Source organism: Aquirufa sp. TARAVU-A1A (assembly GCF_054558675.1).
The window spans coordinates 91,044-105,010 of sequence record NZ_JBPXKP010000004.1 but is presented as its reverse complement, the minus strand read 5'-3'; the positions used below and the strand labels follow the sequence as shown (position 1 = coordinate 105,010).

The window sequence follows — 13,967 nt, the reverse complement described above, 5'->3', positions numbered from 1 at the left end:
AGTTTTGTAATTTGCATGAATTAAAAAATGATGATTATGTCTAAAACAGCTAACGATTTCTTATATAGTTATTTAAACAATGCTTCGCCTACAGGCTTTGAATCTTCAGGCCAACAAATTTGGTTGGACTACCTTAAACCTTACATCGAAGAAAAAATTATCGATACGTATGGTACTGCCGTGGGAGTTATCAATCCTGGACAGCCTTATAAAGTAGTCATTGAAGCGCATGCCGATGAAATTTCTTGGTTCGTCAATTACATTGATGACAATGGATATTTGTTTCTTCGTCGGAACGGAGGATCAGATGCCTTAATCGCACCTTCCATGCGAGCTAATATTCATACCAAGGAAAAAGTCGTAAAGGGAATTTTCGGTTGGCCAGCCATCCACGTGCGTGATCTTGCCAAAGACAAAGCTCCTTCGATTGACGATATCTTCATCGACTGCGGTGCTGCGAACAAGAAGGAAGTAGAAGAAATGGGCATTCACGTGGGAACGGTTGTTACGTTTGAAGATGGCCTTACTGAATTAAATAACAAGTATTTAGTGGGTCGTGCTTTAGACAACCGAATCGGAGGTTATATGATCGCGCAAGTGGCGCGTAAATTGAAAGAGAATAACATTCAATTACCTTTTACGCTTTATGTGGTAAACTCAGTTCAAGAAGAGATTGGATTACGTGGTGCGGAAATGATTGTTCGCCGATTAAAACCGGATTTGGCATTCATTACCGATGTGACCCATGATACACAATCGCCCATGTACAACAAGAAAACCCAAGGTGATATGTCTTGTGGCAAAGGACCTGTTATTTGCTATGGCCCTGCCGTGCAAAACAATGTGCGTGATTTCATCATCGATGTGGCCAAAGAAAACAACATCGATTTCCAGCGCCAAGCCGTTTCACGTTCTACAGGAACGGATACAGATTCATTCGCTTATGCAACAGAAGGCGTTGCGTCTGCTTTGATATCACTACCTTTAAAATACATGCACACAACCGTAGAAACCATTGCCAAAAGTGACATGGAGGCAGTGATTGAGTTGATCTATCAATCGTTGTTGAAGGTGAAGGGGAATGAAGATTGGAGGTATTTTAGTTAGACGTTAGACGTTAGACTTTGGACGATGGACATTGGACATTGGTCGTTGGACGCTTGACGATGGTTTGCATTGTAGAGACGCGATACTTCGCATCTAATCCCCAGACTGAAGTCTGGGGTTATAAAAAAATGTTCCCTATCCAACGACTAAAGTCTAATGTCCAAAGTCTACTAGACGCGATACATAGTGTCTATTCCCCAGAATGGAGTGAAACTTTATAACCCCAGGTATTAACCTGGGGTTATAAATAATACGTCCCAAATCCAACGTCTAACGTCTAAAGTCTACTAGACGCGCGGTATCGCGTCTCTACAGATATCTAGCAAAAAACTCCCACGTCCTCAACATCTGATCAATCCGCTGCCGATTGTTACCAGCACGTGTAATCTCATGTGAAGCACCCGGATGACGCACGTATTCTACCTCACGACCCAATTGCTTCAAGCTCTTATACAGCATTTCGCTTTGGATTACACCGGTTCGAAGGTCATTTTCGCCATGGAAAATAATCAATGGTGTCTTGATATTCGCTACATAACTTAATGGGGATTCACGATCCAACACAGCTCTTGTCGCTTTTTCCCAAGGATAACCACCAAAATAATTGGGAACCAAACGCCAAGCATTGCCTTCTCCAAAAAATGTCGACAATTCATAAACTCCCCGTTGGGCGGCAGCCACTTTAAATCGGTTTGTATGGCCAACAATCCATGCGACCAAATACCCCGCATAAGAACCACCCGTAACCCCTAATTTCGTTGTATCTGCCCAACCTTCTTTGATCGCTAAATCTGTTACGCGCATCACATCTGCCATCGGCCCTGCTCCCCAATCTTTTACATTACTAGCCATAAAAGGTGTTCCGTATCCCCCGCTTCCGCGTGGGTTACAATAAACAATGCCATATCCTTTCGCAGCATAGTATTGAAATTCATGCCACATGCTTGCTTCGCCCGTTCCCCACATCGCAGTAGGGCCTCCATGAATCTCCACAACCAAAGGATACTTTTTCCCCTCCTGATATCCAATCGGCTTCATCACCCAATAATCAACCGTTTGACCTAATTTGTTAATAAACTGGTGTTTCACCGCTTTAGCTAATTGCTTATCCTTTAACCAAACAGCATTGAAATCCGTTAAACGTGACTCTTTTCCATTAGAAAGCATATACAATTCCGATGGGTTTTCTATCGACGTCTTAGCATAAATAAATTGATCACCTGCCACATCGAAGCCCAAAACACCTTCCATCGTCGAAGTCAAGGTTTTAAATTTCTTCGTAGCCAAGGTATATTCTACCATGGGAACAGCACCTTGATCTTGTGGCGTTAAATATAATTTCGAATCATCCGCCGACCATTTTACTTGTGTAATCACACGATCTAAAGACACATCTTGAGTCAAACCCGAAGACAAATTCAACACTTTTAAAACAGGATTCGAAACACCTGTTGATTTCGATTCAAAAAAAGCAACTTGGTCACCTTTGTTATTGATACTTAAATTCGAATATCGATATCCAGCTTTGATTAATAAAGACGTGTAGGCACGAGAAACAGCATCGTAACGAACGATTTGACTTTCAAGCACCTTATCGGGATGCGTCAAACTATCCGCCGGCAAAATCACCAAAAAGCTGTTGGCGTTCAATTGCTCCCAATCCGACCAGCGATGCAAAGGATTATTAATTGCTACGGGTTTGGCTCCTGCTTCCAAACTCAACGCATAAATGGTCGACAAAGAAATCTCTCCCGACGTAGTCATTTCCTCCTGAAATTGTAGTCGATTGATTACTTTGGCCTTTTTATCTTTCTCATTTTGGGCTAAATAGGCACGAACTTCTTCGATGCTTCCATTCGGATTTGCTTTCGCTTTGGATACAAATGCGGCATTCGAAACTTGAGGTTTTTCCAATGACCACGATGGAATCAAATGACGAGGATTCGCAATCGAATCCACATAGAAGTCTTTCAATGAAATGCCCGATGTATAATATAATTTACCATCATGCTTTGAAATCGATGGATTTTGTACCGAAACCTTTGAATTCGTTAACGCTAATGCCTCACCTCCCGCTAAACTCAGTTGGTATACTTGCGACTTATTCCCTAAATCCCGCGTAAACAGAATGGATTTGCCATCCGCCGACCAATTGGCCCCGCTAATCGAATAGCGACCCGAAGTCATGGCACGAGAAGTTTTCGTTGCGACATCCCCTACATACAAATGCGTTTGATAGACAAAATCACCTTTGGTATCCGGATCATCTTCCACGGACGTCACCGTATATAAAAACTTTTGTCCATCTGGGGAGAAACTCGGTTTACCTACCGACTTGATCTTCATTAGATCTGTAACCTGAATGGTATTTTGGGCTAAAGCGCCAAAAGAAACAAAGAGAATGAATAATAGTGTCCGCATCATAAAAAAATAAGGCTTGCGAAATATGTCGCAAGCCTTAAAATTAGAAAATAAAAGATGAATTGATTAAATCAATTTAAGAATTTCTTCACCAATCGCATCTGTTCCTAAAATCATCGATTTGTCGGTAGACGCATCAGCAATATCCCCTGTACGGAATCCTTTCTTCAACACCTGATCTACGGCATTAATCACAGCTTCCGACTCTGCTTTCATACCAAATGAAATATCTAACAATAAAGCTGCAGATAATACAGAAGCCATCGGATTCGCTAAACCTTTACCCGTAATATCATGCGCCGACCCATGAATAGGCTCATAAACACCCGTTCCATCACCGATAGAAGCAGAAGCTAGCATCCCCATCGAACCTGCAATTTGAGAAGCCTCATCCGTTAAGATATCTCCAAATAAGTTGGCCGTAACAACCACATCAAAACGCTTTGGATCTTTGATTAACAACATCGCCGTTGCATCTACGAATTGGTATTCAACCGTTACATCTGGATACTCCAAAGCCAATTTCTGAATTTCTTCACGCCATAAACGTGAGGATTCCAATACGTTTGCCTTATCTACGGAAACTAAATGCTTCTTACGTGTACGAGCTGCTTCAAAAGCCTTGCGACCGATACGCTCAACCTCATAACGGCTGTATTCAGCGACGTCATAAGCCGTATCACCATTGTTTTTGCGGCCTTTTTCACCAAAATAAATATCCCCCGTTAATTCGCGGAAGAATAAAATGTCTGCTCCTTTCAATATTTCAGGCTTGATGCTAGATGCCGACAATAATTCATCGAACAATTTGATTGGACGTAGATTCGCATAAAGACCTAATTCCTTACGCATTTTCAACAAACCTTGCTCTGGACGAACTTTCGCAGATGGATCATTGTCATATTTAGGATGTCCTACTGCACCGAAAAGCACAGCGTCAGACGCTTTCATTTTTACTAAAGTCTCTTCAGGAAGCGCATCACCTGTCGCTTCAATCGCAACGTGGCCAATTAATGCCTCATCATAAGTAAAATCATGGCCAAATTTCGCCGCAATTTTCTCCAATACTTTTTTACCTACTTCGGTTACTTCTTGTCCAATTCCATCACCTGGAACAATTAGGATATGTTTTTTTGCCATGATATGTTTATTAAATCAAATTCAACATTTTTTGGGTCGCCTTGATGGCAGACACCGTTTGGTCACAATCCAAACCTCTTGTAATCAATTCTTTGCCACCATGATTCCACGTAATAATGGTCTCACAAAGTGCATCAGACTCACCTCCTGGCGGAATGCGCACCGCATAATCCGTCAACTGAGCTAATTTCTGCCCGTTTTTCTCAAAAATGATAGCCAAGGCATGCATGAATGCATCGTATTGGCCATCGCCTTGCGCATGTTCCTCGAAGATCTCCCCATCAACCGAAATTTTCAGGGTTACTGAAGGACGTAAGTCTTTGGAATGCGTTAATACATAATTCAAAACCTGCACACGCTCCTCAATCGCATCTGAATCCAAGACATCTGAAATGATGTATGGCAAATCATTTTGCGTAACAACCTCCTTGCGGTCGCCCAACTCAATGATACGTTGCGTTACTTTCTTCAAATCTGAATCCGACAATTGAATGCCCAATGCCGCTAAATTATTCTCAATATTCGCTTTACCCGAAGTTTTACCCAAGGCGTATTTACGCTCACGGCCAAAACGCTCCGGCATCAACTCATTGAAATACAGATTATTTTTCTTGTCCCCATCCGCATGAATTCCTGCTGTTTGGGTAAATACATTCTCCCCTACAACCGGTTTATTTGCTGGAATACGGAAACCCGAGAAGGTCTCCACTAATTTACTCACCGAATAGAGTGACTTTTCGCAAACGGATGTTTTCACATCTTTTTGGTAGTCGTTCAAAACGGCAATAACAGATGCCAAAGGAGCATTCCCTGCTCGTTCACCCATTCCATTCACCGTCAAGTGTAAGCCATGAATACCATTACGAACCGCCTCAAGCGCATTCGCTGTACCTAAATCATAATCATTGTGCGCATGAAAATCGAAATGTGTATTCGGATAATGCGCAACCAATTCTTTGATATATTCGCCCGTTTCCCAATACGTCAAAACGCCCAAGGTATCTGGCAATAACACACGCTTAACAGGCAATAGCGTAATAAAATCCAAGTAACGTAAGACGTATTCTTTCGAATTACGCATTCCATTACTCCAATCTTCTAGGTAGACATTCACCGATAAACCTTTGGAATTCGCCAATTCAATCGTGGCTTGAATTTCAGCAAAATGTTGTTCCGGCGTTTTCTTCAGTTGGTGCTGCAAATGATTCAAGGAACCTTTGGTCAACAAATTCATAACTTTGGCCCCTGCATCCAACATCCATTGCACCGATGTACCACCGTCCACAAACGTTAAGACTTCCACCCGGTCTAAAAAGCCCGCCTGAGCAGCCCAAGAAGTAATTTTCTTCACAGCCTGAAATTCGCCCTCTGAAACACGCGCAGACGCAATCTCAATGCGATCAACCTTTAATTCAGTTAATAGCAATTGAGCAATGGTCAACTTTTCAGAAGCCGAGAAAGATACCCCGCTGGTTTGTTCACCATCCCGGAGGGTTGTATCCATGATTTCAATGTGGCGCATGAATCTTATCGCTTAGAGGCAAAATCCGCGATTTCCGACTTCATCGCTTGTAAGTAATCGATGTCGTCGAAACCGTTTAACAAATTGTGTTTCTTGTAGCCATTGATCGCAAAAGATTCCGATGCACCTGTAGCTGAAATCGTGATGGTTTGCGCTGGCAAATCAACAACTAATTCCGTTTTCGGATCTTTTTCAATCGCTGTAAATATCTGATGTAAGAATTCTGGAGAAACCTGAACCGGTAAAATACCTACGTTGATCGCATTCCCACGGAAAATATCCGCAAAGAAGGAAGAAACAACACAACGGAAACCGTAATCATAAATCGCCCAAGCCGCGTGTTCACGCGAAGAACCTGAACCAAAGTTCTTTCCTCCTACGAGAATCTTACCTGAATACGTTGGGTTATTTAATACGAAATCTTGTTTCGGTTGGTCGTTCTTATCGTAACGCCAATCTCTAAATAAATTATCACCAAAACCCTTACGCTCCGTTGCTTTTAAGAAACGTGCTGGGATGATTTGGTCTGTATCTACGTTCTCGATAGGCATCGGAACGGCTGAACTTTTCAATACACTAAAACTATCGTAAGCCATCTTGCTCTAATTTAAATCTTATAAAAACTCTCTTGGATCTGTTACAACCCCGGTAATTGCCGCAGCCGCAGCCACTAATGGACTCGCTAATAAAGTACGAGAACCTGGACCTTGACGTCCTTCAAAGTTACGATTCGACGTACTCACCGCATATTTACCAGCAGGAATCTTATCATCGTTCATCGCTAAACATGCCGAACATCCCGGTTGGCGCAACACAAATCCCGCCTCCGTCAAAATATCCAAAATACCTTCTTCTTTAATTTGAGCTTCCACGATATGAGAACCTGGAACTACCCAAGCCGTTACATGATCCGCTTTTTTATGTCCTTTCACAATCGATGCAAAAGCTCTAAAATCTTCGATACGACCGTTTGTACAAGAACCGATAAACACGTAGTCTACTTTCTTACCAATCATCGAATCATTTTCAGCAAATCCCATGTAGTCTAAAGACTTTTCATAAGTTGCAACACCACCTTCTACTTCTGACGCTTTTGGAATATGTTTCGAGATACCCATACCCATACCTGGATTTGTTCCATAGGTAATCATTGGCTCGATATCAGATGCATTGAAATTGATTTCTTCATCAAATGAAGCACCTGCATCGGTTTTTAAGGTTTTCCAGTACGCTAATTGCGTATCCCAATCAGCGCCTTTCGGAGCCAATGGTCGGCCTTGAATATAATCAAATGTCGTTTGATCCGGAGCAATCATACCTCCACGAGCACCCATCTCAATACTCAAGTTACAAACTGTCATACGGCCTTCCATGCTCATGTTCACAAACACATCACCCGCATACTCAACGAAATAACCCGTTGCGCCTGAAGTCGTTAACTTTGAAATGATATATAAAGCCACGTCTTTTGGCGTAACTCCTTTACCTAATTGACCATTTACGTTGATACGCATTTTCTTAGGCTTCGGCTGCATGATGCATTGAGATGATAAAACCATCTCCACTTCTGAAGTACCGATACCAAAAGCAATCGCACCGAATGCCCCGTGCGTCGACGTATGTGAATCACCACAAACGATCGTGAAACCTGGCAACGTAATCCCATTTTCAGGTCCTACAACGTGTACGATACCATTTTTAGGATCTCCTAATCCCCAGTGTGAAATACCGTATTTGGCAGAGTTTGTGGCTAATTGCTGTAATTGATTGGCCGACAAAGGATCTTCCACCGGTAAATGTTGGTTGATCGTAGGCGTGTTATGATCCGCTGTTGCAAACGTACGTTCTGGATACATCACCCCAATTCCACGTTGCTCCAAACCTAAAAAGGCTACTGGACTCGTTACTTCATGGATAAAATGGCGATCGATAAAGAAAACATCCGGACCATCTTCGATTTTCCGAACCACGTGGGAATCCCATACTTTATCAAATAAGGTTGTTGGAGAATTGCTCATTCGTATAATTTAAATTTTTAAGCGCTTTCAATAAAATTAAGCTACAAAAATGCCGATTTTTTTGCAATAATGCAAAGGATTCAGGGCATCAAATTGGAAATACACCAAATAAAATTTGGTAAATACCACAGATTACAAGGAAGATCGCTGAATAAATGAAAAGGGGTTTTCAATCTTATTGCGTGCATTGGTTTTGACCAAATCTGCTGCCAACTCCCCCATTTTGACAAAATCCGTTGAAATCGTGGAAATCCCATCGAATAACAAACGCTTGATCGGGGTTTCATTGTATGAAATCAAGCCAATATCTTTTCCTAGGCTTAAACCCTGCTGCTTAATCTGATCTAATAAATCAATCAGGTCGTCCTCCATGACCGTTATATAGGCCGTCCCTTTTTCCGGTTGGGCTTCTTCGGATACTTTGAAATCGAAGGCATAGTCCCGACAAAAATGCTCGAAACCTTTGACGATGGCTTTAGGGTAATAGCTGGATGCTGGAAAAACCAACTGAATCGTATGATATTTCGCTAAGGCATCCTTCGCTTGTAGCAATGTTTGATAAATATCCTTTTCGAAATTCTCATAAACGGCCCCATAGGATCCTTGGATACCCGGCAATAATTTATCTAAGAGGATGAGTTTTTCTTTCGGGAGCGAATTGATGAAATCAACTGCGATGGAATCCCCCTCCATAAAATGCGGAATGATGACGATATGCGAATAGTCCAATTCGCGTTTCGTGATGATTCGCTTGAATAGGTTAAAATCGTTGTTGTAAATATAGAAGTCGATACCCGCCATAGGCCCCATAGAGGCCACAAAGGAATCGTAAATCATTTTTTTATGAACCGATAACTTATTGAATAAGAGGAATATCCGAAAATTAGCCGGGACGCTGCCGGCGCTAATGAAAAATCCTTTCCCGCGCACGGATTCCACGATCCCCAAAGACTTCAAATAATTATATCCCTTCTCAACCGTAATCCGCGAAATATAATGCTCAAAACTTAACTCATTGATCGACGGCAAGACATCTCCCTGCTTGATTTTACCTGCTTGGATACCCTCAACAATGGAATTGGCCAACTGCCGGTATTTGGGCGTGGAGGAAAACTCGTCTATATGAATCAATGAAATCAACTTATTCGCTAATAGAATTACCTAAACCTACGATTAATACGGAAACCAAAATTACAACAATACCCGTAATGACCGTCCGCATGGTTTGTTTTGAAACCCCTTTCCATTCCTTGAAGTAGATACCCCAGAAATTAGACGTCAAAATAATCGTAGCCATGTGCAGAATCCAAGAACTTGCCCCATTGCCTAATTTACTCTCACCCATCCCATAAAAGAAGAATTGCAAGAACCAGGTTGTACCTGCCACAGCGGCAAAAGTATAATTCATGCGCAAGGGTGCTTCAGCATCTGCATAATCCCCAAAAGACTTATTCTTGAAATTCAAATACATGCAATACACGAAGTTGGTCAGAAAACCACCCCAAAGCACCACAATAAAAATAACATTGTTCTGAAACAAAGGATCACAGCCTTTGGCCACCGCAGCCCCTGCCATATCTTTCCCGGCCTCAATACCAAAATTAAAACAAGCACTGCAAAGACCTGAAATGGTTGCCACGATCAAGCCTTTCGTTAAACTAAATTCCTTAATCGTTTCTTGTTTTTGCTCCTGCGACAATTCATTTTCCTTCATCATCCCCGCCTTGCCACACAGATAAATACCAAAAACACAGACCAAAATCCCTAACAATACCACTTGGCCTCCTGTACTACCCGCAATATGCGAAATCGTATCTCCCGAAACTCCTGCGAATTCCCGGTAAATCGGCGGAACTAATGCACCAAAAATACTGCACAAGCTTAGTGCAATCGACATCCCTAAAGACATCCCCAAAAAACGCATGGCTAATCCGAAAGTCAAACCACCAATACCCCACAAAACGCCAAAGGTAAAAGTCCAGAAAAACACATCTGAATCTACTTGTTGGATAATACTCATGAAATCCGGAATCGTCAAATAAGCCGCTACAATCGGAACGATCAACCATGAAAATACCCCTCCCACTAACCAAGCACTTTCCCAAGACCACACATGGATTTTACGGTAAGGAATGTAAAATGAACCCGAAGCAAAGCCCCCAAGCGAATGAAATAGTAAGCCTAAAATAGCACCCATGTGTTAATTGTTTATAATTTTCAAAGTCAAAAGGTTTCCAATATTACCCAAAATAGTAATAAATTGGAATCGAAAGTAGTTTAAATAAATAGCCCAACTATGCTTAGCCTCCCTAGGAAAGTCAAAATATTCCTCGGTTTTTCCCTAATCTATGGAATAACCGGATTTCAAGTAAATGAAGATGTCGACTGGTCGGAGTATTTAGGCGGCCCCGACCGCAACCATTATTCCCCGCTGACACAAATCAACGAAAGCAATGTCAAAGACCTGCAAGTCGCATGGACATACGCCCTACCCGATTCGGGACAAATGCAGGCGAATCCCATTACGGTGAATGGTATACTTTATAGTGTCAGTGCATCCGTGCAAGCCTTCGCCTTGGATGCGGCGACGGGCAAGGAAATTTGGCGCTTTGGCGATCCGCTGAAAAATTGGGCTAGCACATCCCGCGGTTTGAGCTATGCGAATGGACGCATATTATATACGGCTGGACCTAATCTTTGGGCCTTGGATGCCAAAACGGGAAAGCCTATTGAAACCTTTGGAGATCATGGGAAGGTAGATTTGCATACGGGTTTACCCAAGATTGCGCAAAATAAATTCATGATTTCAAACACGCCAGGAACGATCGTGGGCGACGTCATCGTCATGCCTTTGCGCTTATCTGAGGGGGCTGATGCGGCTCCGGGCGACATTCGTGCATTCAACATCTATACTGGAAAATTAGTTTGGAGCTTTCATACCATCCCTTATCCGGGCGAGAAAGGTTATGCAACTTTTCCAAAAGATGCCTACCAAAATACCTACACAGGCGCGGCGAACAACTGGGCCGGCATGGCAGTGGACCGTAAGCGCGGCATTATTTATGTCCCAACGGGATCCGCGGGATATGATTTTTGGGGAGGAAATCGGAAAGGCCAAAATTTATATGCCAATTGCCTGCTTGCTTTGGATGCAAAAACAGGAAAAAGGCTTTGGCATTTTCAAACGACACACCATGACTTATGGGATCGCGATTTACCTGCGCCACCGAATTTGATCACCGTGACCCGCAATGGAAAACGCATTGATGCTGTAGCCCAAATCACCAAACAGGGATTTGTATTTCTCTTCGACCGCGTGTCGGGAAAACCCTTATTTGATATTAAAGAAATCCCGGTGGAACGAACAGGATTACCGGGCGAACATGTTTGGCCAACACAACCCTATCCAGTTTTACCCAAACCCTATGCGCGCTTATCCAATGAGATCAAACCGAGTGATTTGAGTCCTTATGCCAAAAACAAGGAAGAACTTTCCGCTACGTTGGGCAAATTAAAAAGAGGTTGGTACGATACCCCAAGCGAACAAGGAACCTTAATCCTTCCCGGCTTCGATGGTGGTGGCGAATGGGGCGGCGCGGGAGCTGATCCCGAAAAAGGAATTCTGTACATCAATAGTAATGAAATGGGCTGGATACAGAAAATGGTTAAAAACAAAGCAAGCAACTCGACGAGTGGCGAAGGCTTATACCAACAAAGCTGCGCGAATTGCCATGGAACGGACCGCAAAGGAAACCCAGCATCCGGCTACCCGAGCTTATTAGGGATAGAAAAAAAGCAAGATGCCAAATACATTGCACAAATCATACGAAATGGAAAAGGCATGATGCCAGGTTTTGGCCACATCAGTCCAGAAAAGCAAAACGCCATTGCCGCATACATACAAGGATTAGCTTCCAAAGAAGTAGCATCCACCAATTCACCAGCAATCGTTCCTTATCAAATGAGTGGCTACAACAAATTCTTGGATTCCGATGGCTTACCGGGTTTAAGCACCCCATGGGGAACCTTGAATGCGATTGATATGAATACAGGTAACTATTTATGGAAAATCCCATTCGGATCTGAACCATCTCTCGCCAACAAAGGAATACATGATAATACCGGCGGCGAAAATTACGGAGGGCCGATCATTACGAAAAGTGGTTTACTCATCATCGCCGCTACCAAAGACGCCACCCTTCGTATATATGCTTCCGCAACAGGAAAACTTTTGGCAAGCTATCCCTTACCTTTTGCCTCCTTTGCAACACCAACCACCTACATGGTCAATGGGAAACAGTTTATTGTTTTGACATGTGGTGGGACGAAGTTGGGGACGCCGAAGGGGAATATCATTTTAGCGTTTAGTTTGTAGACATTGGACATTGGACGTTAGACGTTAGACGTTAGTCGTTGGACGTTGGACGTTAGACATTGGACGTTGGACATTGGACGTTAGACATTGGACGTTAGACATTGGACGTTAGACATTGGACGTTGGACGTTAGACGTTAGTCGTTGGACGTTAGACATTGGACGTTGGACATTGGACGTTAGACGTTAGACATTGGTCGTTAGACATTGGACGTTGGACTTAAAGCGCTTTAGAACCCTAGGCTTTAGCCTAGGGAGATCCCCAGACTAAAGTCTGGGGTTAAGAATAAAAAACCCCAGGTATTAACCTGAAGGAATAGACGCGATAATCGCATTCTAAAAGGAAAATTTATAACCCCAGACTTCAGTCTGGGGATTTCAATCGACGCAATACTTTTAGGTTTGCCAAAGAGAAAGCCTTCCAACGACTAACGTCAAAAATCTAATATCTAGAAGACGCGAAGTATCGCGTCTCTACAAAAAAATCGATCCATCGACTAACGTCCAACGTCTAAAGTCTAAAGTCTAATAGCACTTACCGCTTAATAAAGTTGTCCGATTTTCGAAAAGTCGGACACCTACCGCTTGAATTCCACAAATGCTTGACTATACTATGTTAATTTTGAAAGATGGGAAATTCCCCAAGTTCTAAGAATACATCAAATGGTTAAAAAATTATACTTCATTGCAATATTTGCCTGTGTAAGCATTCAAATTCAAGCACAACATTGGAAATGGACGGTGGGTTTAAATAGTACCGACTATCAATACAAGAACTCAACGGGCGACGTTGTCGACTTCATTAAACCGTTGGGTGGGATGCATGCTTCATTTCGATATAACAAAGAACTTGTAGATACCACAGACTTGATTTCCAAGTTCTCTAAGACGGCTATTTTCTTTGGTAATCACCAAAAACTAGCCAAAATCGCCAGCATGTTTCGCTATGAATTGGGCGTCAACATCAACCAATTCAATGCAGCAGGAGATTTCCAAAACATCCTTTTGAACTATCAGACCAACTTCGTTGGACTCCATGCCGCCTTCGGCCCAGAGGTAAAATTGTACAAAGGCTTTTCCATTGCCGTACAAGGAAACCTAGGCGCACAAAAACTATTCACCGGTGTTCAAACACAAATCATGAATAACAAAAACATCACCTACAATTTGGCCGACAATGAAAATTTCAGCCCGATTCACGTGATGATCGGCTATAACGTGGAGATTCACAAATTGCTCACCGACAAAACATCCGTGTTCATTTCCTACCAAAAAAATAGTACACTACACGGATGGACCGAAGGAAAACCCAGTTTAAATTTTGCACCAACAAGCTTAAGTATCGGCCTTAAAATCTCCAAATTCTAAGGTTACTAAACAATTAG

At 42.5% G+C, this 13,967-nt stretch carries 10 protein-coding genes; 3 read left to right on the top strand and 7 right to left on the bottom strand.

Annotated features, from left to right (window positions below; genetic code table 11):
- The first annotated feature begins 36 nt into the window (after positions 1-36).
- Positions 37-1,107 (top strand): M42 family metallopeptidase, encoded by a 1,071-nt coding sequence (locus V7S75_RS06725; RefSeq protein ID WP_459512474.1) that lies wholly within the window; start codon positions 37-39, stop codon positions 1,105-1,107.
- A gap of 309 nt (positions 1,108-1,416) precedes the next feature.
- Here V7S75_RS06725 and V7S75_RS06720 read toward each other — a convergent pair whose 3' ends face one another.
- The 7 genes from V7S75_RS06720 to rhaT form a co-directional block, all read right to left on the bottom strand.
- Positions 1,417-3,531 (bottom strand): S9 family peptidase, encoded by a 2,115-nt coding sequence (locus tag V7S75_RS06720; RefSeq protein WP_459512472.1) that lies wholly within the window; start codon positions 3,529-3,531, stop codon positions 1,417-1,419.
- Positions 3,532-3,594: 63 nt separating this feature from the next.
- A complete protein-coding gene (gene leuB / locus V7S75_RS06715) occupies positions 3,595-4,668 on the bottom strand; it encodes a 3-isopropylmalate dehydrogenase (RefSeq protein ID WP_459512470.1) in 1,074 nt (357 codons plus the stop codon).
- Between the two features lie 10 nt (positions 4,669-4,678).
- Positions 4,679-6,190 carry an alpha-isopropylmalate synthase regulatory domain-containing protein gene (locus tag V7S75_RS06710; RefSeq protein ID WP_459512468.1) on the bottom strand — a complete coding sequence of 504 codons (1,512 nt, stop codon included), beginning with the start codon at positions 6,188-6,190 and terminating at the stop codon, positions 4,679-4,681.
- 5 nt (positions 6,191-6,195) lie between these two features.
- Positions 6,196-6,786, bottom strand: coding sequence for a 3-isopropylmalate dehydratase small subunit (gene leuD / locus V7S75_RS06705; protein WP_459512466.1), 591 nt, complete (start codon positions 6,784-6,786; stop codon positions 6,196-6,198).
- 18 nt (positions 6,787-6,804) lie between these two features.
- Complete coding sequence (gene leuC / locus V7S75_RS06700; protein WP_459512464.1) at positions 6,805-8,208, bottom strand: 3-isopropylmalate dehydratase large subunit; 1,404 nt, start codon at positions 8,206-8,208, stop codon at positions 6,805-6,807.
- Positions 8,209-8,340: 132 nt separating this feature from the next.
- Positions 8,341-9,339, bottom strand: coding sequence for a GntR family transcriptional regulator (locus V7S75_RS06695; RefSeq protein WP_459512462.1), 999 nt, complete (start codon positions 9,337-9,339; stop codon positions 8,341-8,343).
- 10 nt (positions 9,340-9,349) lie between these two features.
- Positions 9,350-10,405 (bottom strand): L-rhamnose/proton symporter RhaT, encoded by a 1,056-nt coding sequence (gene rhaT, locus V7S75_RS06690; RefSeq protein ID WP_459512461.1) that lies wholly within the window; start codon positions 10,403-10,405, stop codon positions 9,350-9,352.
- A gap of 99 nt (positions 10,406-10,504) precedes the next feature.
- Between rhaT and V7S75_RS06685 the strand changes: the two genes are divergently transcribed.
- Both V7S75_RS06685 and V7S75_RS06680 read left to right on the top strand, forming a co-directional pair.
- Positions 10,505-12,583: an outer membrane protein assembly factor BamB family protein gene (locus tag V7S75_RS06685; RefSeq protein ID WP_459512459.1), complete on the top strand. Its 2,079-nt coding sequence runs from the start codon at positions 10,505-10,507 to the stop codon at positions 12,581-12,583.
- Positions 12,584-13,245: 662 nt separating this feature from the next.
- A complete protein-coding gene (locus V7S75_RS06680; RefSeq protein ID WP_459512458.1) occupies positions 13,246-13,950 on the top strand; it encodes a hypothetical protein in 705 nt (234 codons plus the stop codon).
- The last annotated feature ends 17 nt before the right edge of the window (positions 13,951-13,967 follow it).